Origin of the sequence: Acinetobacter sp. ANC 4558, assembly GCF_002135375.1 — a bacterium.
Taxonomy (GTDB): domain Bacteria; phylum Pseudomonadota; class Gammaproteobacteria; order Pseudomonadales; family Moraxellaceae; genus Acinetobacter.
This window is the reverse complement of record NZ_NEGH01000008.1, coordinates 14,046-35,845: the sequence shown is the minus strand read 5'-3', so window position 1 is coordinate 35,845 and position 21,800 is coordinate 14,046. Positions and strand designations below refer to the sequence as shown.

Below are 21,800 nucleotides of genomic sequence, written 5' to 3'. Positions count from 1 at the left end.
TAACTGCTACCTAAACAGAGTGCAAATATAATGTGTAAAGAAGATAGATTAAACTCTTTAGAACTTAAAAAAATCATGCTACAGACAACAATACAGACGATGAATTTGATTTGTCTTGTGCAACGCTCAGAATACCAATAATTCATGATCATTTTGAGTGACTTTGGTTTGAATGATTTGGGAATAAGGAAAATGGTGAAAATATACAAATAGCCAGTGCCATAAAGCCAATCCCTTGAGCTCCTGAAATTAAAATTTCACCATTTTGCATCTGCATGAAAATCAGAGCCAGTAAAAGTGCAATAGGAATCCAGGTGAGTAGGCGATAAAGTAAACCCGTTGGATTTTTCATTGCAAACTTGAGTTTACTGTATCTACAAATTAAAAAAAGGATGCCAGTTCCTGCAAACATAAAAATTGTATTAAGAGGCAATGCTTGCTTGAGATAAAGTGCTATAGTGACAACCAAAATTAAGCTCAAAAGCATTAATTTCTTTAATAAAGTAATTTGAGGATTGAACCAAAACTCTAGCATTTTTTCGTAGATCTAAGAAAATGAATAATAGAAACTTTAACATAATTTACGAATAAAAAAGCGAGACATCTATCTCGCTTTAAAATGAATAATCCAGCCTGTGATTTAACTATTCTTCATTGGACCCCAATCATAGATTTTTTTATGATAGGCATACCACATCATCCATAAACCAACCAAAATCATTGGAAGTGAAAGGAATTGTCCTTTACTCATCCATGAAATAAACAACTCACCATTGTCTGGCTCACGGAAGAACTCGACAACAAAACGAGCAAGACCATAGCCAATTAAAAATAATGCAGATACTGCATAACGTGGGCGCGGTTTAGAACTGAACCACCACAAGACAATAAATAGAATTAAACCTTCACCTAATGCTTGGTAAAGTTGAGATGGATGGCGTACAAGCTGTAGTGGATCTGTAGGAAAAATCATCCCTAAAGCAAAATTAGGATCAGTTACAGGACGACCATAAAGTTCGCCACCAATAAAGTTTCCTATTCGACCAAACATGAGTCCTGTGGGAACACATGGCGCAATAAAGTCTAACGTTTGGAACCAAGTTTTCTGATACTTTTTACACCAAAATAACATGGCAACGATAACGCCAAGAAAGCCACCATGAAAACTCATGCCGCCAGTCCAGACTTGGAATAACCAGAGTGGATTTTCAAGAAATTGATCAAATCCATAAAAGAAGACATAGCCAATACGGCCGCCAACAACGACACCTAAAGCACCATAAAAAATTAAGTCAGACACCATTTCTGAGGTCCAACCCTCTCGTTTTTTGGTTCTATAAGTTGCTAAACCCCATGCAAATAAAAAAGCCAATAAGTACATGAGGCCATACCAGTGTACTTGCAATGGCCCTACCGCAAACGCGATAGGATCGATATTGGGATAGTTCAGCATTCCTGTTCCTTCCGATTATGTTTTGCATAGATTTTAGCTGAATATCATGAAAAATGTTGTACATTCGATGTGTAAAGATAAAGAGAGTGTTTTTATGTGCATTGTTGCGATTGCATGGCAGGTTATTGCGGATATGCCATTGTGTTTAATTTCCAACCGTGATGAGTTTTACCATAGGCCAACAAACGCATTACATATTTGGAAAAATAGTCCCATTATTGCGGGGCAAGACTTACAGTCTAGTGGTACATGGATGGGGATTACACCAGCAGGACGTTGGGCGGTAGTGACCAATTTTAGAGATGGAAATGATAAAAAACTATATCAAACATCGCGTGGACATTTAATTCAAGCCTTTTTAGAATCAGATTTAGCTCCTATTCGTTTTGCACATGAATTGGAAAAAACACAGTGTGAATATGCAGGTTTTAATCTTTTTATTGGAGATACTCAGCAAGCAGTTTATATGAGTAATCGAGGTGAAGCCCCTCAAGTTTTAGCAAAGGGTGTATATGTCACTTCAAATGGGCTAATGACTGAACATTGGGAAAAGACACGACATTTACGTAAACGTTTTACTCAAGAATTTTTACCATTATTACAACATCATCATGGTACTGAAATTGATTTAGATAGTGTAGTTTGGGATATTTTAGAAGATGAGCGAAAGGTAATTGTTGAATTATTGCCCAATACTGGAATTTCTCAGGAGATGGAAGCCTTATTATCTTCAACATTTATTCAAAGCCCGAATTATGGCACACGATGTTCAAACTTTTTAAGATTACAAAACCAGCAATGGCTATGGAAAGAAAAAATACAACAGGGTGAGCTGAAAAATCATATTGAATTTATACAATTACCCTTAACTTAAAAATGCCAACATAAGTTGGCACTGATTTATGCAAAGTTTAACTTGCGATGACTCCACCATCTTTACGAGTAATCACCACCGTTGCTGAACGAGGGCGTGCTGTAGACGATGGGTTGGTCTGTGAAGCTGGCCAATGGCTTGTTGGAGCATTATAAGTACGTGAGCCCTCACCAGGATGTTGTACATTAATAAAAATAGCCTTGTAGTCAGGTGTCATGGTGACGCCTGTTATTTCACATTCTTTGGGGCCAGTTAAAAAACGTCTTAAATTTTCATCTGTGACTTTTGCTCCAACTCTTGTTTCTTGATTGGCTGAGGTCATAGCTTTCGCACCATCACCAACTTTGCCTGGTAAGGCGGCAAGCATCATACAGTTTGTGACATCGGTATAGGCACTATCATCTGTCTGAATCCATAAGACGCCACGAGGGTCAAACCACATGCCATCTGGAGAGGAAAGATCATTGTGATCATTCAAACCTGAGAGATTAATATTGCTTGCCATTGCCGCCTCAGCACCGAATAAGTAAATATCCCAATGAAAACTTTCAGCAGTCGTGGTATCACCTGTTTCACGGAAACGAATAATATGACCATTTACATTGCCTTTTTTTCTATTGGTATTTGAATAGTGACGTGGATTTGCAGCATTAACAGGATAAGCTATTCCACGGTTCGAGTTATTGGTTAGAGTGACATAGATTTCTCCATTTTCAGGATTGACGGCAACCCATTCTGGACGATCCATTTTTGTTGCTCCGACACTATCAGCAGCTAAACGAGCAAAGGTCACAACATCTGCTTGTGATTTAAAAGGATATGTTGAGTTGTTGTCGGTGAGTCCATTTTTCCCATGAGTAAGTTCAAGCCATTGACCTGAACCATCATCGTTAAATTTAGCAACATAGAGTTTTCCATGATTCATGTACTTATCACCAGCAGCATAGCCACCATTTAGATCACGTTTATTCCATTTGTAATCTGAAACAAACTTATAGATATATTCACCACGTGAATCATCTCCCATATAAAATGCCAGATGATCATCTTCTTTTACGCGACTTGCGCGACAATCTTCGTGGGCGAAACGACCAAGTGCAGTTCGTTTTACGGGGTTTTGTCGGCGATCAAATGGATCAATTTCAACAATCCAACCAAAGGTATTGGGTCCATTGCGATAATCCTCATTTGGGGTATTCCCAGATGCATTGGCTAACCAGCGATCATATAAGTCTTGTGATTCAATAGCACCAATTACAGTTTCCCAGCCATAACGAGAATGAGCACCATCTTTTAGACCATAACGATTTAATGCCACAATTTCAGCAGCAGTTCTTCTTACGTTATCTCCCCGATGGCGAGCAAAATAACCCATGAAATTTTCTTCAGTGGTTAAGTAAGTTCCCCAAGGTGTATAACCATTTCCACAATTGTTATGTGTACCACGTGTTTGTTGGGCTGAAGGAGAATATTTTGTTGTTAATAAACTAGAACCTGATGCAGGACCTGCTAAATCCATAACCGTTGATGCTGTAATACGTCGATTAAAAATTGAATTTTTAACCACATGAACAGATTGGGTTTTCGAGTCTTTTTTAATTTGAATAATAGAAACACCATGTGCATTCATTTCACGAATAACTTCATCTTCAGGGCGACGAAGATTGACTCTGGTTGGTCCGACAGGATGTAGAAAAGTTGGATTAATATATTCATGATTCATGACCAACAAGCCTTGATCTGAGATTGTTGCATCATAATGATTTGTAGTAGGGTTTAATCCAAAATAACTCATTCCATCATGACAGTCGCCTGCACGAAATTGGAAGCTTGGACCACTTGGAATATTGTGATCATCCCACTCAGTAAAAGTAGGATGAATGGAATCTCCTAAAGCATAAAGGACATGTGCTTGATATCCTTCAGGAACAGTGACCAGATCATTGATATTTTTGGCAACGAGTTTAAATGTGAGCTTTTCTGGCTTTTTGATGGGTTGAGAGGGAGTTTCTGGAATATTCTGATTATTGGAAGAAGGATCATTATGACCACATCCGATTAAGGATGATACAACGGTCAGTGCAACAGCCCCACTTGCAGTTTTACCAATCAGGCTGCGACGGGTGATATGCTGATCTAAAATATCTCGAAAATGAATATTATTTGAGTGGTTATTATCTAATTCTTGATTTTCATTATATGGTGTATTGGTCATATGATTTGTCCTAAAACCTCTAGTAATGTGAAGAGCGCTTGAACAAAATAGTGGGGGAATATGACAATAGTTTTAAAGTCATGTAGTGATATAGTGACATATAGCACACATAAAATAAGTTTTAAACGTTAATGATTTGATCAATTCTCATGCAAAATTGATTTGTAAATCTAAAGTTTAGGTTTGCTATAAAAAGGTGCTATGCATGTTTTGAATACGTTGAATGAATCAGCTTTGTCTGAGCTTAAATGTATTAAAAGTGTTTTTGACTTTTCATTTTTGAGCATTTGTTAAATTTTCACGTGTCTGAATATGGTCAGCTAATGTTGAAAGGTGCACATTTTCTAGCGTTTTAATAAATTCAGTTTCAGCATTTTGCATTGCATTACTTAATAAATGATTAACAGAACGTTCAACAGGGCAATCAGGATGATCATTGGAGAGTCCTAAAGCGAAGAGCCCCTTGTAGTCAAGTGCAATGTAAATATCTTTGGCAGTGACCTCAGATAACTTGCAACAGAGTGTCCATCCACCACCTGGTCCTCGTTCCGATTTAATATATCCAGCTCTTCTCAGGGGTGCCATTGTTCTTCGAACTAATGCGGGATTGGTATGTAGCATTTGTGCAATGGTTTCAGATGTAGTAGATCCACCTCTTAATTGCATATGAATTAAGACATGTAATAGTCTCGAAAATTTAGTATCTAAGTGCATTACGTTGATGTTGTTAAATCGTTACTTATGATGTTACGATATTGTTCACACGAATGCAAATCTCGGAGAAAGGCAATGGTAAATCTGCTTCAATCAGTAGTTGAAACAAATACTATTCGTCTACATGTTACAGAAAAGGGAAGTGGGGCTTCAGTTTTACTTCTACATGGTTTTCCTGAAACGTCATACTCATGGCGTCATCAAATAGAGGCTTTATCTGAAGCGGGTTATCGTGTAATTGCACCTGATTTAAGAGGATATGGCTTAAGTGATCGACCTATAGATGTGGGCCATTATTGTATTTTAGATATTGTAAGTGATTTAGTCGGGCTATTGGATGCACTGAATATCGATCAAACAGTCGTGATTGGTAATGATTGGGGGGCAAATATTGCTTGGCAATGTGCACAAGTTAGACCCGATCGTTTTCATGCTGTCGTTGCTTTAGGTGTTCCATTTATGCGACGTGCACCCATGTTACCTAGCCTGTTATTCCCTCAAAATGATCAAGCATGGTTTTATACAATTTATTTCTCTCAGCCTAAACTTGCCGAACAAGAACTCGAACAAGATGTCGCTGTGAGCCTTCGAAAAATTTATTATTGGGCATCATCAGCGCAAAATCATAATCAAGAAGAATCACACAATCCATTTAGCATGCTTTCGAAAAAAGATGGGTTATTGGGCGCACTGCCTATTCCAGACAATTTACCTCAGTGGTTAACACAAGAAGATTTTAACGTATTTGTTCAGTCATTTAAGCAGTCGGGATTTCGTGGTGGTTTAAATTATTATCGAAATTTAGATCGAAATTGGGAGTTGCAAGGTGCATTTAATGATGTATTGATTAAAGTTCCTGCACTTTATATGGTGGGGGAGCATGACACAGGTTTGTCTATGCCGGGTATGCAACAGATGATTGATGAAATGCCTAAACTCGTTCCGCAATTATATGCGTCACATGTTATTCCTAACGCAGGACATTGGTTACAACAAGAAGCACCTGAACAGATAAATCAAAACATCATTCAATTTTTAGAAACAGTCAATCACTTAAAAAGCGATTAGAGTTATTGCTGTTCGATGGTATTTCAAAAGAGAGACAAGATAAACGAATTGAATGATGTTTTAGAAAATGAACGCTATATATGATGGTTTGACCATCATATATAGGCGATGAAATATAAATACCAAGCATTCTCATGTCAGAGGAAACCTTGCAGGGTTCCCATGTTCTAGATCAATTCAAAACTTAATATGAGCCTGTAAATAATTTTAAAATTTATAATTTAGGGCTAATACAGCAGATCGTCCATCTCCCATATATCCTGTTTTATAACTTGCAATAATTCGAGTATAGTATTTCTCATTAAATAAATTATTGATATTTAGTGAAATACGAGTTTTGTCATTGATATCATAAGCACCATATAAACCTGCTACAACATAATTTTTCTGTTCAGCTTTAAGTAGATTTTGTGTTGTGCGTGTCCCCATATTAATATAATCATAGCTTGAACCATACCAATTAATGCTACCACCAACTCTTAATCCAGAAAGCTGACCATTCAGTTGATAATTAGTATTTAATTTAGCGATCTGTTTTGGATTCGCTGTATTAATTATTTCACCCTTTGCATCTTTGGTTTGATTATATGTATATCCAAAAGTAAGCGTCCAAGCATCAGTCAGTTGACCTAATACTTCAAAATCTATTCCCTTTGTTCTTGCACCGCTTACTGCTCTATAGCGAGCTTCAATACCATTGACTCCAGTACCCGCAACTTGTTCAGCAACATTATTTTTCTTAGTATAAAAAACAGCGATATTTACATCGAAGAGATGATCAAAAAAACTATTTTTTAATCCTAATTCTGTATTACTCCCCGTAACAGGATCTAAAAAATTATTATTAATATCTAAATTAGACTGGGGTTTAAAAATTTCTGTATAACTCGTATAAACGGTACTATTTGGAAGAATATTATAAGTTGCAGCAACATAGGGCACGACAATACTAGTTTGCTGTTGATCCGCTGTAATATTTACAAACTTACCTTGGTTATAGTTCTTGGTTTTGGTTTTCCAATCAGATAAACGTGCACCCGTGAAAAACTTAAAATTATCTGTAATATTCCAACGTGTATTAATAAAAGTACCAAACATTTTTGTATCTGTGGTTTTATCTACCCCAGTACGTTCAGGGTGAAAATCAGGAGAAGCATTGCCATAAAAATGCTCTAAATCCTTAACGACATTTGATGCTGAATAAGCAGGAAAACTTAATCCATATTCATTTGCTTCTCTATCCCAGCCATTAAATCCAAAGACCAACTGATGCTCTCGATTGAATAAATCAAATAGCCCATTGATTGTTAAATCATAGGTATTTTGTTTTAAATCTCCCTCCGATGCCCAATGTGAATAACTTAATCCTGTACCATCTTTATTTAAGTTTCCATTATATGCATATGACGTTTTAGAAAAGGCATCTAAATCTTGTCGATTAAATGAAAGTTTTGCTTTCCATTTTTCATTAAAGTTATGTTCTAAATAAATATAATTATTCTGTAATTTACGTTGCCATCTCACCCAGTTCATTGAACCAAAGTTATCTTTGGGTGAAAAATTAGTTTTACTTCCATCACTATAAAAAATAGGGACCCCGCCACCAAGGCCATGAGGGTTATCATCTTGATAATCTATACCTAATGTTAGGTTAGTTTTATCAGTAAGCGCTGAAGTTAAAGAACCAGAAATTAATTTTGTATTTTTATCATAATAGTCTTTTCCCGTTCCGCCATCAGATTTTGCCACAATGAGACGACCATTGAGTTTATCATTTGCTAAAAGACCTCCTGATATATCACCTGTAAATCTTCGACCATCAAATGTATCGTAACTTGCACCAACTTCTGCTTTGAATTCCTGCGTAGGTCTTTTATGGATCATATTGATTGCTGCTGATGGTTCTCCAAGCCCCGTATTTAAACCATTTACCCCTCTTAATACTTCAATACGATCATAAATATCGGTATCAAATACAGGCATAGCAATGACAGAGCCACTGACACCAGAATAAGAGGATGAAATACCATCAATTTGAATATTATCGACAGAAAAACCTCTAATATTATAATTAGGGCGCGCACTGTCATTATATCCAACGCTAACACCAGGAACTTGTTGCATGACTTCAGCAATCGTGTTTAATCCTTGGTCTTGCATTCTTTGTTGCGTAATCACAGTAACGGTTTGAGGCGTTTCTTGTAAGCTAATATTCATTTTCGTTGCTTGAGATGATTTGTTACTTTTATATTTCTTACTATTTTCAGTGATATCATTGTCATCTTCGGCCTGTACTATAATTGGCGCTAAACTCGTTACAGTGTCAGATGATACCGCATAGCTATATGAACAAAATAAAGGCGTGGAGATCAGAAATAAAGTTTTATTCGAAGGGAAAGATTTCATAAAATATACATTTTAAATGAGAATCATTATATATTGCGTTATTGTTATCATTTGTTCTGAGTTGACATTTTTCTTTATAAAAGCATATTTATTTATCGTTTTGATTAAAAATAATTCAGATCTTATGGAATAATTCTTCTCTTCAAAGCCAAAATTATTTATCGACTAAGACCTAGAATAATCGAAACATTTCATTCCATATCAATTGTAGGTTTGATTTTGGGCTTTTGTATCGATCTTGATCATGTGTTCTCTAAGTTTTTTTGAATCATAGTCTATATTTAAAGATGTATTTTCTATGGTATTTAGATTTAAGGTGTGTTCATTATTAAATTCAACAAGATTGGGTCATTGCACATCATCTAGAGATTAAGATTAGGTGCGGTTGTTCCTAAAAATATGTAACTTTAGCCTTAAGATGATTTGAGTTGTATACGTTTTTCAATGATTTTTGAGAGCAGTAAGCCAAATTCAAAGAGCATCCACATGGGAATAGCGAGCATTATCATCGAGAGGGCATCGGGTGGGGTTACAAACATGGCAATAAAAAAACAACCCACAATAATAAAGCGACGTTTTGCAACCAATTGTTGAGTGGTCACTATTCCAATTAGGACGGATAAAAGGGTAATCATTGGAATTTCAAAGGTAAATCCAAAAACTAGAAAAAGCTTTAAGCAAAAACTTAAATAGCTATTGATATCGGTCATTGGTGCTACGGTTTCAGGTGAAATATGAATAAAAAAATGAAGTATTGAAGGTAGAGCAACACAATAAGCAAAAGCAATACCAATATAAAAAAGTGCAATACTTCCAATGAGCATTGGAAGGGCGAATGCTTTTTCTTTTTGATATAGGGCAGGTTGTACATATGACCATAATTGATAAAGAATAAAAGGCATTGCTAAGAGTAAAGCAACAAAGAAGTTGAGTTTAAAGGGGGCCATAAATGTTGCTGTAACATCTGTGGCGATCATGGTTGAATGGATAGGAAGCTGTGCACGAAGTGGTTCAGATAATAATTGATAGGTCGTATTTGCAAAGGGCAACAAGCAAAAAAATAGCAATAACAAAACCACGACAATTCTGAAAACATGTTTTCTTAAAATAATCAAATGTTGAGTGATAGGCATTTGCGTTAATAATTCTGACTCTTTTTCTATATTTTTGACAGAGTGAGGTGATGTTATTGATTTCATACTACAACCTGATTGTCGAGGAAACTTATTTAGTTAATTGATTTTAAAAGGTTGGTGTTATCTGAGTATAAGGACAACGCGGTATTTCACGATGAGCATTCGTTATGAATTGATATTGAATAGGACATTGTGGGTAGAGGTTAAAATCCATTCGTTTTTTAGTCATTTCTAGGCTAGAAATCGGCTTTGATATTGCTTGATTATTTAGTTGCTTTTGCATTTTGATTTCTAATTCTTGGATTTTTTTCATTTCATCTTGTATTTGTTCACGTAATTCAGAAAGGCGCAATTCACGATCTAAATCATATTGTACATTGTGAATAGTTCTTTTAATGTGATGATACCACTTTGCAATAAAGCGTATAGCTTCGGGTAGTTTTTCAGGCCCTAAAACTAATAAAGCAATAATGCTAAAGACCAAAATTTCGGTCATTCCTATATTGAGCATGAACGATTACTCTTAGCTTTTTATTGATGTATCTATATGATTTACATCTATTTGAGTTGGCTTAGGATGTTCTAATTGATTTTGAGTTGAAACATCATCTTCACGAATTGACTTTTTAAAGTCTTTAACAGCACCACCAATATCTTTTCCTAAATTTTTGAGCTTTGTTGTACCAAAGAGTAAAATGACAACAATTGCAAAAATTACAACATGCCAAACTGATAAACCAGCCATTTGAAAGTCCTTGTTTGAATTGTGAGCACATCTCAACAGGAATTTATGACATTGATGTGACAGTTTTTAGACGGCATAAAGAAATTGATTCTCATGTTGAGAATAAGTGTTAGCATATTCACATGATGTAAAAAGGATAAATTCGTGAGTTTAATACTTCCATTATGTGCATTTTTATGTGGCTTATTGATTGCACAAATCATGGATTTAGCAACAATAACACTTAAAAAAGTTTTATCGAGCGTATTGGCTAAATTTTTTATTCCTGTTGTTATTGTGTATAACTTGGTTTTTTATCAAGCTGGCAGCTTAAGTCTCATTATATTTAGTTTTTTTGTTTCTATTATTTTATTTTATCTCTACAAACTGCTTACTCAAAAACCATTAGAAGCGTTGTGCTTTAGTTATGTCAATATGGCATGGTTAGGTTTTCCATTTGCAATTGCTTTATTTGGTCCATCAGTCAGTGCACCTATTGTTGCAATTTATATTGGAGGGTCGATCTTTGGTAATATTTGGGCAGTTACAGCATTAAGTTCTGAGCAAGAGTCAATATGGAAGCTTTTAAATAAAGTATTGAAATCTCCACCAATTATCGCAATTATCATTGCCTTGAGTTGTCGGATGATTGGATTACAAAATTATCCAAACCATGTTTGGATTGACTTACTTTATAGCTGTGCAAAAGTGGGGATGAGTTTTTCTGGAATGTGTATTTTGGGTATTTGGCTACGCCGTACCAAAGTCTATTTAGATGACTTTATAAATAGTCTTTATATGGCAATTTACAAAATAGGATGTGGTATTGTCATTTGCACATTAACCTATTTTTGGTTACCTATTCCAAATATTGAACATTATATTGGGGTGATGTTCTTATTATTTTGTTTACCGCCTGCTGCGAATATTGTCGCTTTGGAAACGTATTATCATGGAACAGGTGACTCAGCGAAGATGATTGCTTCTGGAACCATTGTAAGCTGTGTCATTGTATTGTTATATGGTGTAATTTTACATTTATTTTAAGTTGTTAATATCATCCTTTTTTACTTAAAAGTAGATAAAAAAGGATGATATATTTATTTTCATGAGGCGTTTTTAAATAAGATTATTTTTGTAAACTTGCTCTGAATAGTTGCATAGCTTGTCCACGATGGCTAATTTTATTTTTTTCATCTTTAGTCATTTCTGCACTAGAAAGTCCAAGTTCTGGTAATAAAAATAGAGGGTCATACCCGAAACCATTTTCACCACGTGCTTGTTCCAAAACCTCACCAACCCAAATCCCTTGGAAAATTTGAGGTAATGGATCATCTGCATGCTGAACTAAAGCAAGAACACAGACAAACATTCCTTCAATGGCTTGCTGGTCTTTGCGAAATGGTTTTAAATTCGTTAATAACTTTTCATTATTTTCAGCATCATTGCCATGTTCACCAGCATAACGAGCCGAATAAATACCTGGTGCACCACCTAATATTGGAACGCAAATGCCAGAATCATCTGCAATGGCTGGGTTTCCTGAAATTCGAGATGCATGTCGCGCCTTAATAATGGCATTTTCAATAAAACTTAAGCCATCTTCAATCGCATCTTCAATATTGAGTTGACCTTGTGGAATGACATCGACTGGTAAATCAAGCTCAGCAAATAATTTTTCAAACTCAGCAATTTTGCCTTTATTATTGCTTGCTAGTACCAATGTTCCTTGAGATAACCAATCTTGTGCAGACATTTCACTCATCCTCAGTTAAATAATGAAAGCTATTTTAGCCGATTTCTGATAAACGATTTTAATTAAATCTGTGTCTAAACAAGGTAAATGGTTTGCTTATACTCTATGAAATAAGCTTGATTTAAGCTTTATACATACTCAGTTTTTGTTTGAGTTCATCTATATTCTGAACAAACCAACAAGATGCTCCTAAGTTTGATTCATATACAAAATCCGTGAAAGCCTTGCTCTGATGCAAGAACTTATCGATATTGCCTAGAAATGCAAGCCTGATTTTATAATTTATAAATTTTTGAATAAACTCCCCAGCAATTTGAGTATTCAATTGAAAAAATGAGTCATCAAAATGTTCAATAGGCAATACCAATAACTCTGCTTGAGTACTAAAAGCGAGGTCCATTAAGTTATGGATATTATGAAGCGAATATTGGCTAGTATTCGACTTCGGCAGAATTAAGACACGAGTGTCGTGTATAAGATGAAGATACTGTATCATTTTGATTCCATAAGATATAAAAAAAGCACCTTAAGGTGCTTTTTAAAAAAACAGCGATTATTGTGCTTGAATCCATTGATCCGCACGGTCACGCGCTTGACGAATCTGATCTTGCGTTAAGTTTGCTGCAAGTGCAGTTTTCTTACCTTCAGACAATGTAATGACCTTATTGTCTAACATGCCATCACGTGTAGAAAGTTCATACCACTGATATGCACCAATGAAGTTATTTTTCTTTTCTTCCATTACGGCAAGATTGAAGCTTGCACGGTTATCACCATGACTTGCTGCTTTTTCAAAGTATTTACGCGCTAGAACTTCATCTTTTTGAGTGCCAATGCCATCTGCAAGCATACGACCTACGTTCAGTTGTGCTGAAGATAATCCTTGATCTGCTGCAGCTTTGTAGAATGCAAAGGCTTTACGTAAATCTTGAGGGACATCTTTGCCTTGCTGATATTTGGTTGCTAAGTAAAATTGTGCACCAGGTTGTCCAGCTTGAGCAGCTTTTGCTAAATTCTGAAGATCCATTACGGCATATTTTGCTGCTTGACTCGAAACAGATGAAGATGGTTGAACCAAATCTGCATGCGCCACACCAAAAAGGCTAAATAATATAGTTGTATTGAGTAGTAATTTTTTCATAGAGCGCTCACTCGATAAATTGCGACTTCACCAAACAGGTTAGGAATATATTTACTCAGTAAACTGTCTTGTTGGTTCCCATTTACGGCAAGTCGATTAATAATCCGAATATTATTTTCAGCACAAAGTGCTTCAAAATCACGGAAAGTACATAAATGAATATTGGGTGTATTGTACCACATATATGGTAATGCTTCGGAAACAGGCATTTTTCCTTTCAATGCTAAGAAAGAGCGTGTCTTCCAATGTGCAAAGTTTGGAAATGTAATAATCGCTTGTTTTCCAACACGAACCATATCACGTAATAATACATCTGGTGCATCAACGGCTTGTAAAGCTTGAGCCATGACAACATAGTCAAAAGACTGATCGGCAAAACGGCTCAAACCTAAATTCAAGTCTTGCTGGATAATATTTAACCCTTTACTGATTGCAATTGCAATCTTGTCTTGATCAATTTCTAATCCATATGCTCGAATATTATGCTTTTTGCTCATGTGAGTCAATAGTGTACCGTCACCACACCCTAAGTCTAGAACGCTGGAATCTGGCTTAATCCATGTTTCAGCAAGTTGATGGTCTATACGCATTAAACTGCCTCCAATGATGTAGATTTAAGATGGTCCTCACCCCCTAAAAATGCACGTAATGATTTAACATATAAAGGAATTGGGAACAGGAAAGAATCATGTCCTTGTTCGGCATCAATATCTAAATAACTGACAGATTTGTGATTTGTAATTAAAACATCAACAATTTCTTGTGATCGAGAAGGAGAAAAACGCCAATCGGTGGTAAAGGAAATCACTAAAAACTGACACTTTGTATGTGCCATTGCTTTCGTTAAAGATAAATCATATTCACGTGAAGGATCAAAATAATCGAGCGCTTTGGTCATAATGAGATAAGTATTGGCATCAAAATTACGACTAAATTGCTCACCTTGATAGCGTAAATAACTTTCTACTTGAAACTCCACATCAAAACCATACATAAACTTACCAGACTTTAGGTCTCGACCAAATTTTTGTTTCATAGCTTCTTCAGATAAATAGGTAATGTGTCCGACCATGCGTGCTAAAATTAATCCACGCTTTGGATAACTATCATTTTCTAAATAGCGACCATTATAAAAGTCAGGGTCAGATAAAATAGATTGACGAGCAACTTCGTTAAAAGCAATATTTTGTGCAGATAATTTTGGGGCACTGGCAATAATGACGCATTTTTGTAATCGATCTGGATAATCGACCGACCATTGTAATGCTTGCATTCCACCTAAAGAACCACCTATTACAGCATACCAAATCTCAATCCCTAAACGATCAGAAAGCATCGCTTGAGTTTTTACCCAATCACGAACAGTGACTAATGGGAAATCTGGGCCATATGGGCGATTTTCATTTTCAGGATTGGGAGAGGTTGGTCCAGTCGAGCCGCTACATCCACCAATATTATTTAGCGCAACAACAAAAAACTTTGAAGTATCAATTGCTTTTCCAGGGCCAATACATGCATCCCACCATCCTGGTTTCTTATCATCTTCGTGATGATAACCAGCAGCATGATGATGTCCAGAGAGTGCGTGACAAATCAATATGGCATTAGATTTATCTGCATTAAGTTGTCCATACGTTTCTACCATAAGTTCAAAACGTGGAAGAATACGATCACATTCAAGTGCTAATGCTTCTTCAAAGATGAACTTTTGTGGGCTAACTAGACCGACAGAATCAGTTGGAAAAGACACGAGAGTTATTCGCCTTAAAAATTTTTAGTATGAATGTGTGAAAGGATACCACTTGGGGTATCCTTTCTAAAGTCATTTTATTGGTAAAGCTAATTACGTTAGCTTATACCGCAGCAGCAACTACTTGACTGGTACTCAGTACGCCTTGGTCAATCAGACGGTTTGTACTTGCAATAATAGCTTCAATTGACGACGTGACAATATTGTCATGTACGCCTGCACCAAATGCAGATTTCCCCGTTCCTTTGACTTGTAATTCAACTAGGGCTAAAGCTTTGGCATGTGCGCCAGAGCTAATACTACGCTCTTCATAGTTCAAGACATCAATTGGTAATTGAAGTGCATTTAAAATTGCAGAAATTGGACCATTTCCTTCACCACGAAGTTGCTGTGTTTCACCGTTAACTTCAATATCTAATTCAATGACTTGATTTCCATTTTCATCAGATAAACGATAGTTTTTAGTGACATAATGCGTATCTTTTGCAGCAACATATGTATCTTTAAATAACGTCCAAATTTGTTGAGCAGAAACTTCTACGCCTTCTTCATCAGCAACGTGTTGAACAATTTGTGAGAATTCAATTTGTAAGCGACGAGGTAACACTACGTTGTAGTTGGATTCTAATAAATACGCAATACCACCTTTACCAGATTGTGAGTTTACACGAATCACAGCGTCATAATCACGACCTAAATCTTTTGGATCAATTGGTAAATATGGCATATCCCAGATATCTTCATTTTTCTGGAATTCAAAGCCTTTTTTAATCGCATCTTGGTGAGAACCTGAAAATGCAGTAAAGACTAAATCACCTGCATATGGATGGCGTGGATGTACGGGTAAACCAGTACATTCTTCAACCGTCGCAATGATCTCGTTAATATTAGAAAAATCTAATTCTGGTGCTACACCTTGAGTGTACATATTTAAGGCAATAGCAGCAACATCCACATTACCTGTACGCTCACCATTACCAAATACACAGCCTTCAACACGATCTGCACCTGCCATTATTGCGAGTTCAGATGCTGCAATGCCACAGCCACGGTCATTGTGACAATGTACGGAAATAATAACACCATCACGACGGGCTAAATTACGATGCATCCATTCGATTTGGTCTGCATAAACATTCGGTGAAGAGACTTCAACCGTTGCGGGTAAGTTTAAAATAACTTTGTTTTCAGGAGATGCTTCCCAAATTTCAGTGACTGCATCGCAGACATCTTTTGCAACATTTAATTCAGTTGCAGTAAAGCATTCTGGGCTGTATTGGAAAATCCAGTCTGTTTCAGGCTGTAATGCAGCTTGTTCTTTAATTTTTTGGGCTGCATGTATTGCAAGTTGTTTAGCACCTGCAACATCGACATTCAATACTTTTTGACGGAAGGTGGGTGAGTTTGAGTTATAAATATGAACAATTGCACGTTTTGCACCTTGCAAAGCTTCAAAAGTACGTGTGATTAAATGATCACGTGCTTGTACCAATACTTCAATATAAACATCATCTGGAATATGGCCGCCTTCAATTAAGAGACGAGTAAAGTCAAAATCCACTTGAGATGCTGAAGGGAACCCGATTTCAATATGTTTAAAACCAATTTTCACCAACATTTGGAACATTTTGAATTTTTTTTCGATGTCCATTGGTTCGAAAATTGCTTGGTTTCCATCACGCAGATCGGTACTCATCCAAATAGGCGCTTTATTGATTTCATTATTTGGCCATTGACGGTCGGGTAAATCGACACGTTGGTACATACGACGATATTTTTTACTTGGATCTGCCAACATCATGTGAAAACTCCTTATGCAGCATTGGTCGCTTTTGCGTGGGTAACGGTAGCATACTACATATATAGATTGTGTCTATTTGCGCAATTTACAAGCGTGTTCATGAAGATTAATAGTATTGAGTGGTAAATCTTCAGAAAGCTTATTTATTTTGCTTTACCAATAATGGTATTTATTCATTGTTAAATATTAATTGATATCTATTGGGAATAATTCTCTATATTTGCATCATAATTCATTTTATGGAAAAAAAATTCCATTATTTAGCTTACTTGTAAAAAATATAGTCTTTATTAATCTCTTTAAGCGTTGCTGTTCCCATTAAAGCCATTGTGATTTCTAATTCTTCTTTTAATATTCGAATAACATGTGCAACACCTAAGGCACCTGCTGTGGCTAGACCATAAATATATGGTCGACCAATTAAGACCGCAGATGCACCCAATGCCAATGCTTTAAATATATCTGAACCACGACGAATCCCACCATCATAAAGGAGTGGGAAGTTTTCAGGGACACATTCTTTAATTAATTGCAAGGCTGTGAGTGGTGAAATACAAGTATCTAAAACACGTCCGCCATGATTGGAAATAATTAACCCATGTACACCATGCTGGATGGCAAGCTGTGCGTCTTGAGGATGAACAATTCCTTTTAAAATGACAGGTAAATGTGTTTGCTGAACAATCCATGCAATATCCTGCCATGTGGGGGCAATTTTCATTAGACCTGCAAAAAGTGGATGTTCATCGGCTTGCCGTTGTGGCAAGGGAATATGTGTAGGGGTATGAGGATGTTGCATACCTTCTGGTAAATGGAAAAAAACTTGCCGTTCACGGTCTCGAATGCCTGTATGCGGTGAATCTACAGTAATGACCAGTGCTTTATAGTCATGAGCTTCTGCCATTTTTACTAAATCAAGTGATTTCTCTCGACTACCTTGCCAATAAAGTTGAAACCATTTATATGGGTTTTCTTGTTTTAATTGACGGAGATCTGTATTGGTAAAGGTGCTGAGAATAATGTTACTTTCTAAAACTTCAGCCGCAAGTGCGGAAGCCATTTCTGCTTCAGGGTGAAACTGTTGTTGATGACCAATTGGTGCTAAAAAAATAGGATGTGGAAATTTTTGACCTAAGATTTCACACGTTGTATTACCATGCGTTAACTCCCGAAGCATGCGAGGTAATAAGTGCAGTTCTTGAAATTGTTGGAGATTATTTTGAACACTTACTTCATTCATTGAGCCACCTTGTAAATAAGCCCAAACCATATCAGAAAGATGTTTTTCTGCTTCTATTTCATAATCGCGAATGGTTTGTAGATATGCTGGAATTTGTTTTAAAGGCGGAACAATCGTTTTTGAAGTCATGAGAATTTCATTTTCTATAATAGATTGAAGAAAATAGGGGGAAGCTTTAAAGCTCAGCCCATTTACGAATTAAATTATGATAAAGGCTGGTTAATTTCACCACTTCAGGATGTGAATCTCCCAATTGCATACGTAAGTTTTGAATTGTTTGGTCAAGATTAAATAAAGTATGTCGATCTGAATCGTCTCGAATCATGCTCTGTAACCAAAAAAATGAACTTATGCGGCAACCCGTTGTCACCGGTGTAACTTCATGAACACTGGTGGAAGGATATAAAATAAGATCACCCGCAGGTAATTTGATTTCATGGTAACCGTAAGTATCTTCTACCACCAATTCACCACCTTCATATTCTTCAGGTTCACTTAAAAATAAAGTACATGAGAGGTCAGTACGAATACGACTATTTGTTTCTCGATCCCATCGAATGGCATTATCAACATGAAATCCAAAGGTCTCACCATTTTCATAGCGATTAAAATAAGGCGATAAAATTTTTAGAGGGAGGGCAGCAGAAATAAATAATGCATTTTGATTAACCGTATCTAAAATAATTTTTCCCAGCTGCTGCGTAACAGGGTGATTTTCAGGGAGCTGTTGATTATTTTTCACAATTGCTGAAAGTGAGCCCGTGGTATTTTTGCCATCAATCCAGTCGATGCTTGCTATTTCTTGATGGAAATATTGAAGTTGTGTTTTGCTTAAAACATTCGGAATATGATGAATCATGGCAATACCTTTTTAAGAAACAGTCACTTTAAACGACATATTGATATAAAAATAGCCTCTAAGAAAGAGGCTATTAAAGATTCATTACGGTAATAATTTACAACATTACTGAATGACTTGATAACTGACTTAATATTTTAAATTTAATGACAAGACTGCATTACGACCATCGGCTTCAGTTGCATAGTGTGACGCATATGCTTTAGTAAAATAACGCTGATCTGTCACGTTATTAACATTCAATTGAAGATTAATATTTTGATTTACATTATAGCGTGCCATTAAATCATAACGGACATAGCCAGGAACAAATTTGGTATTTGCTGCATCACCATAAACTTGATCCATCGCGACAGCACCGCCACCAATCATTAATGCGGGTAATACTTGGTAAGTCGTCCAAAGTGTTGCAGAGTTTTTAGGAACATTAGGGAGTTGTTTACCTTCATTGGCAGTTGCATTGTAGGCTGCTTTATTTAACTTGCTGTCTAAATAGGTATAACCTGCAGAAATAGCCCAGTCTTTAGTAATGTTACCATTCACCCCAATTTCAAAACCATCAACTTTACTTTTACCACCATTAGTATAAGTTGTTGCATCAATTAAGATGCGTGTATTTTGCTTTTCTGTACGGAAAATGGATGTGGTTAAATTTAAACGTTCATTTAAGAAATCCCATTTTGTTCCTAATTCATATGTACGTGCTTTTTCTGGATCAAGATCTTGGTTATTTACATTGACAGCTGTTTCTGAACCGTCCCCAGCATCAATCCCTACAGGGTTGGCAGAGGTGGCATAACTAATATAAATTGCTCCATTTTTAGCAGGTTTATATGTTAATCCAGCATTCCAATTCCAGAAATCTGTATTATTTTTAAGTTTTACGCCTGTAGCGTTAGTTTTGAGTTCAGTATTAAACTTATCCCAACGAACGCCCAAATCTAATAACCATTGCGGTGTGATTTCAATATTATCTAAGAAGTAAAGTGACGTCGTTTTTGCAGTTGTGGTGGTAACAGCTCGATTCTCTGTGCTTGTTCCTAACCATTTATCATAAGGATTTGGATTGGTTAATGAGGTACACCATGCATTATTTTGTGCACAATTACTATTGAAGCCCCCAGTGGTGGTGCCTGCATAACCTGGATAAGTTGTAAGGTAATTACCTTTATCAGATTTTTGATGATTATATTCAGCGCCTGTATTAAAGCTATGTTGAAGTATACCAGTATTAAATTTTCCTCTTAAACTTAACTGATCGGTATAGGTTTCATTATCTGTAATACGAGAGTTGATTCGACGCCATACTTTATCATTTAGAATGTTACCTTTTGAGTCATCGGGCTGTGTCCAAATATAATTGTTTTTAGATTTACTATAAACAGCTGTATTGGCAAGCGTTAAATTTTCAGTGAGATCATGCTCTAATTTAATGGTGCCAATTTGATTTTCTTGTTTCTGGAAATCACGATTTTGTAAACCATAGAAAATTCCTTGTTTCACATTGACAGGTTTACCCGCAGATGCCTTTTTAATTGAATCATATTGATAAGGTACGCCTGAATCAGGCGTATCATCTGTTCTTAGATAATAATAACTTAAGGTTGCACGTGTTGCTGTATCTAGACCAAAGCTAATGCTAGGTGCAATACCAGCACGTTTGTATTCGGCACCATCTTGTTGCCCTGGTTTGTCATTTTTATGACCTAAAATGGCAACACGTGCAGCAATACCATTTCCAAAATCTTTGTTTCCATCAAGTGTAATACGTTGATAGTCATCAGTTCCAGATTCGATTGAGCCTTGTAAAAAGTTTCCTTTTTTTGCTTCTTTGGTAATTAAATTGATACTACCACCCACAGAACCAGCGCCCCCTAATGATGAGCCTGAACCTTTGGTAATTTCGATTTGTTCAATAGCGAACATATCTCGATTTTGTGATGATGCATTACGAATTCCATCAACATAAATTGAGCTTTCAGCGCTGTAGCCACGAATAAATGGGCGATCGCCATTTGGGTTACCACCTTCACCAGCACCTAAAGTGATACCAGGAACTAATCGTAAAGCATCACTGAGTGTTGTAACTTGAGTATCTTCAATAAATTGTTGTGAAATTACAGATACAGATTTTGGCGTATCTAATAATGATGTGACATATTTTTTATTGGCAGATTCATTAACCTTTAAACTTTTTTCAGCCAATGCTTGAGCATGAATAGTATCCAAGTGAGCAATTGATTCTTGGGCAACGGCATTCCCTGCCAGAATACTTAGCGAAGATGCAATCGCTGAAGAGACAATTTTTTTGCGTGTTTTTATAAAACCCATTTTTAATCCACGTATATCTTATTTGATTAATTGCGAATAGTAATGATTCTTGTTTTTCATTCCAAATGGTATTCAATTGCTTTTAGCGATAAGTTTAATTTTAAAAAGTGTAAATATGAATAAAGTAATGTGCAATTTATGAGCTAATACTTTGTTTTTTATTCATAATATTAAAATCGATTATTTTTTAACTTTATATTGGTAATTTTGATGAGAAATTAAATGTCAAGATTTATGCATATTAATAATTAGATTTTATAACTTTGATTAAAAACATGAGTGAGCTAGAAATTCATTATTTGATATATTTAAACCATAATGGATGCTTAAAA

20 protein-coding genes are annotated in these 21,800 nt (G+C 36.0%); 3 read left to right on the top strand and 17 right to left on the bottom strand.

Annotation, left to right across the window (positions count from 1 at the left end; all coding sequences use genetic code 11):
- Nucleotides 1-148 precede the first annotated feature (148 nt).
- Both B9T31_RS10595 and lgt read right to left on the bottom strand, forming a co-directional pair.
- Entirely contained in the window at nucleotides 149-535 is a 387-nt protein-coding gene (locus B9T31_RS10595; protein ID WP_086181938.1) for a hypothetical protein, read from the bottom strand.
- Nucleotides 536-640: 105 nt separating this feature from the next.
- Nucleotides 641-1,453 carry a prolipoprotein diacylglyceryl transferase gene (gene lgt, locus B9T31_RS10590; RefSeq protein ID WP_086181937.1) on the bottom strand — a complete coding sequence of 271 codons (813 nt, stop codon included), beginning with the start codon at nucleotides 1,451-1,453 and terminating at the stop codon, nucleotides 641-643.
- 94 nt (nucleotides 1,454-1,547) lie between these two features.
- Here lgt and B9T31_RS10585 point away from each other — a divergent pair, with 94 nt between their 5' ends.
- Complete coding sequence (locus tag B9T31_RS10585) at nucleotides 1,548-2,327, top strand: NRDE family protein (protein ID WP_086181936.1); 780 nt, start codon at nucleotides 1,548-1,550, stop codon at nucleotides 2,325-2,327.
- Between the two features lie 37 nt (nucleotides 2,328-2,364).
- Here the strand turns inward: B9T31_RS10585 and B9T31_RS10580 are convergent, their stop codons facing one another.
- Nucleotides 2,365-4,542, bottom strand: a complete 2,178-nt coding sequence (locus B9T31_RS10580) for a PhoX family protein (protein WP_086181935.1) — start codon at nucleotides 4,540-4,542, stop codon at nucleotides 2,365-2,367.
- Nucleotides 4,543-4,815: 273 nt separating this feature from the next.
- Nucleotides 4,816-5,256 (bottom strand): Rrf2 family transcriptional regulator, encoded by a 441-nt coding sequence (locus B9T31_RS10575; protein WP_086181934.1) that lies wholly within the window; start codon nucleotides 5,254-5,256, stop codon nucleotides 4,816-4,818.
- A 75-nt stretch (nucleotides 5,257-5,331) separates the two neighbouring features.
- On the opposite strand from B9T31_RS10575, the gene B9T31_RS10570 reads away from it, so the two are divergent.
- Nucleotides 5,332-6,324: an alpha/beta fold hydrolase gene (locus B9T31_RS10570; protein WP_086181933.1), complete on the top strand. Its 993-nt coding sequence runs from the start codon at nucleotides 5,332-5,334 to the stop codon at nucleotides 6,322-6,324.
- Nucleotides 6,325-6,531: 207 nt separating this feature from the next.
- Here the strand turns inward: B9T31_RS10570 and B9T31_RS10565 are convergent, their stop codons facing one another.
- From B9T31_RS10565 to tatA, 4 genes are all read right to left on the bottom strand, one after another.
- The gene (locus tag B9T31_RS10565) at nucleotides 6,532-8,730 is read right to left on the bottom strand and encodes a TonB-dependent siderophore receptor (RefSeq protein ID WP_086181932.1); all 2,199 of its coding nucleotides are present in this window, start codon (nucleotides 8,728-8,730) and stop codon (nucleotides 6,532-6,534) included.
- 413 nt (nucleotides 8,731-9,143) lie between these two features.
- On the bottom strand, nucleotides 9,144-9,929 hold the full coding sequence (gene tatC, locus B9T31_RS10560) for a twin-arginine translocase subunit TatC (RefSeq protein ID WP_086181931.1): 786 nt from the start codon (nucleotides 9,927-9,929) through the stop codon (nucleotides 9,144-9,146).
- A 43-nt stretch (nucleotides 9,930-9,972) separates the two neighbouring features.
- Nucleotides 9,973-10,377 (bottom strand): Sec-independent protein translocase protein TatB, encoded by a 405-nt coding sequence (tatB, locus tag B9T31_RS10555; protein ID WP_086181930.1) that lies wholly within the window; start codon nucleotides 10,375-10,377, stop codon nucleotides 9,973-9,975.
- Nucleotides 10,378-10,389: 12 nt separating this feature from the next.
- A complete protein-coding gene (gene tatA, locus B9T31_RS10550) occupies nucleotides 10,390-10,611 on the bottom strand; it encodes a twin-arginine translocase TatA/TatE family subunit (RefSeq protein WP_086181929.1) in 222 nt (73 codons plus the stop codon).
- Between the two features lie 144 nt (nucleotides 10,612-10,755).
- Between tatA and B9T31_RS10545 the strand changes: the two genes are divergently transcribed.
- Nucleotides 10,756-11,637 carry a permease gene (locus B9T31_RS10545; protein ID WP_086181928.1) on the top strand — a complete coding sequence of 294 codons (882 nt, stop codon included), beginning with the start codon at nucleotides 10,756-10,758 and terminating at the stop codon, nucleotides 11,635-11,637.
- Between the two features lie 82 nt (nucleotides 11,638-11,719).
- On the opposite strand, the gene rdgB is transcribed toward B9T31_RS10545, so the two are convergent.
- The 9 genes from rdgB to B9T31_RS10500 form a co-directional block, all read right to left on the bottom strand.
- Nucleotides 11,720-12,346 (bottom strand): RdgB/HAM1 family non-canonical purine NTP pyrophosphatase, encoded by a 627-nt coding sequence (gene rdgB / locus B9T31_RS10540; protein WP_086181927.1) that lies wholly within the window; start codon nucleotides 12,344-12,346, stop codon nucleotides 11,720-11,722.
- 121 nt (nucleotides 12,347-12,467) lie between these two features.
- Complete coding sequence (locus B9T31_RS10535; protein WP_086181926.1) at nucleotides 12,468-12,842, bottom strand: DUF4180 domain-containing protein; 375 nt, start codon at nucleotides 12,840-12,842, stop codon at nucleotides 12,468-12,470.
- 57 nt (nucleotides 12,843-12,899) lie between these two features.
- The gene (locus tag B9T31_RS10530) at nucleotides 12,900-13,487 is read right to left on the bottom strand and encodes a tetratricopeptide repeat protein (protein ID WP_086181925.1); all 588 of its coding nucleotides are present in this window, start codon (nucleotides 13,485-13,487) and stop codon (nucleotides 12,900-12,902) included.
- Nucleotides 13,484-14,077 carry a methionine biosynthesis protein MetW gene (gene metW, locus B9T31_RS10525; protein WP_086181924.1) on the bottom strand — a complete coding sequence of 198 codons (594 nt, stop codon included), beginning with the start codon at nucleotides 14,075-14,077 and terminating at the stop codon, nucleotides 13,484-13,486. The genes B9T31_RS10530 and metW overlap by 4 nt, the downstream gene beginning before the upstream one ends.
- Nucleotides 14,077-15,237, bottom strand: a complete 1,161-nt coding sequence (gene metX, locus B9T31_RS10520; protein ID WP_086181923.1) for a homoserine O-succinyltransferase MetX — start codon at nucleotides 15,235-15,237, stop codon at nucleotides 14,077-14,079. The genes metW and metX overlap by 1 nt, the downstream gene beginning before the upstream one ends.
- 103 nt (nucleotides 15,238-15,340) lie before the next feature.
- Nucleotides 15,341-17,038, bottom strand: coding sequence for a 2-isopropylmalate synthase (gene leuA, locus B9T31_RS10515; protein ID WP_086181922.1), 1,698 nt, complete (start codon nucleotides 17,036-17,038; stop codon nucleotides 15,341-15,343).
- 265 nt (nucleotides 17,039-17,303) lie between these two features.
- Entirely contained in the window at nucleotides 17,304-18,407 is a 1,104-nt protein-coding gene (locus B9T31_RS10510) for an alpha-hydroxy acid oxidase (protein WP_086181921.1), read from the bottom strand.
- A gap of 46 nt (nucleotides 18,408-18,453) precedes the next feature.
- Nucleotides 18,454-19,137: a Fe2+-dependent dioxygenase gene (locus tag B9T31_RS10505; protein ID WP_086181920.1), complete on the bottom strand. Its 684-nt coding sequence runs from the start codon at nucleotides 19,135-19,137 to the stop codon at nucleotides 18,454-18,456.
- 129 nt (nucleotides 19,138-19,266) lie between these two features.
- Entirely contained in the window at nucleotides 19,267-21,468 is a 2,202-nt protein-coding gene (locus B9T31_RS10500) for a TonB-dependent receptor (protein WP_086181919.1), read from the bottom strand.
- Nucleotides 21,469-21,800: the final 332 nt, after the last annotated feature.

Excerpts from the sequence above, each read along its gene's own strand:
- rdgB (WP_086181927.1), bottom strand. The coding sequence starts at position 12,346 with ATGTCTGCACAAGATTGGTTATCTCAAGGAACATTGGTACTAGCAAGC.
- tatA (WP_086181929.1), bottom strand. The coding sequence starts at position 10,611 with ATGGCTGGTTTATCAGTTTGGCATGTTGTAATTTTTGCAATTGTTGTC.
- tatC (WP_086181931.1), bottom strand. The coding sequence starts at position 9,929 with ATGAAATCAATAACATCACCTCACTCTGTCAAAAATATAGAAAAAGAG.
- B9T31_RS10580 (WP_086181935.1), bottom strand. The coding sequence starts at position 4,542 with ATGACCAATACACCATATAATGAAAATCAAGAATTAGATAATAACCAC.
- B9T31_RS10510 (WP_086181921.1), bottom strand. The coding sequence starts at position 18,407 with ATGACTTCAAAAACGATTGTTCCGCCTTTAAAACAAATTCCAGCATAT.
- B9T31_RS10585 (WP_086181936.1), top strand. The coding sequence starts at position 1,548 with ATGTGCATTGTTGCGATTGCATGGCAGGTTATTGCGGATATGCCATTG.
- tatB (WP_086181930.1), bottom strand. The coding sequence starts at position 10,377 with ATGCTCAATATAGGAATGACCGAAATTTTGGTCTTTAGCATTATTGCT.
- B9T31_RS10500 (WP_086181919.1), bottom strand. The coding sequence starts at position 21,468 with ATGGGTTTTATAAAAACACGCAAAAAAATTGTCTCTTCAGCGATTGCA.
- B9T31_RS10530 (WP_086181925.1), bottom strand. The coding sequence starts at position 13,487 with ATGAAAAAATTACTACTCAATACAACTATATTATTTAGCCTTTTTGGT.
- B9T31_RS10535 (WP_086181926.1), bottom strand. The coding sequence starts at position 12,842 with ATGATACAGTATCTTCATCTTATACACGACACTCGTGTCTTAATTCTG.
- B9T31_RS10575 (WP_086181934.1), bottom strand. The coding sequence starts at position 5,256 with ATGCACTTAGATACTAAATTTTCGAGACTATTACATGTCTTAATTCAT.
- lgt (WP_086181937.1), bottom strand. The coding sequence starts at position 1,453 with ATGCTGAACTATCCCAATATCGATCCTATCGCGTTTGCGGTAGGGCCA.
- B9T31_RS10505 (WP_086181920.1), bottom strand. The coding sequence starts at position 19,137 with ATGATTCATCATATTCCGAATGTTTTAAGCAAAACACAACTTCAATAT.
- leuA (WP_086181922.1), bottom strand. The coding sequence starts at position 17,038 with ATGATGTTGGCAGATCCAAGTAAAAAATATCGTCGTATGTACCAACGT.
- metW (WP_086181924.1), bottom strand. The coding sequence starts at position 14,077 with ATGCGTATAGACCATCAACTTGCTGAAACATGGATTAAGCCAGATTCC.
- B9T31_RS10570 (WP_086181933.1), top strand. The coding sequence starts at position 5,332 with ATGGTAAATCTGCTTCAATCAGTAGTTGAAACAAATACTATTCGTCTA.
- B9T31_RS10565 (WP_086181932.1), bottom strand. The coding sequence starts at position 8,730 with ATGAAATCTTTCCCTTCGAATAAAACTTTATTTCTGATCTCCACGCCT.
- B9T31_RS10595 (WP_086181938.1), bottom strand. The coding sequence starts at position 535 with ATGCTAGAGTTTTGGTTCAATCCTCAAATTACTTTATTAAAGAAATTA.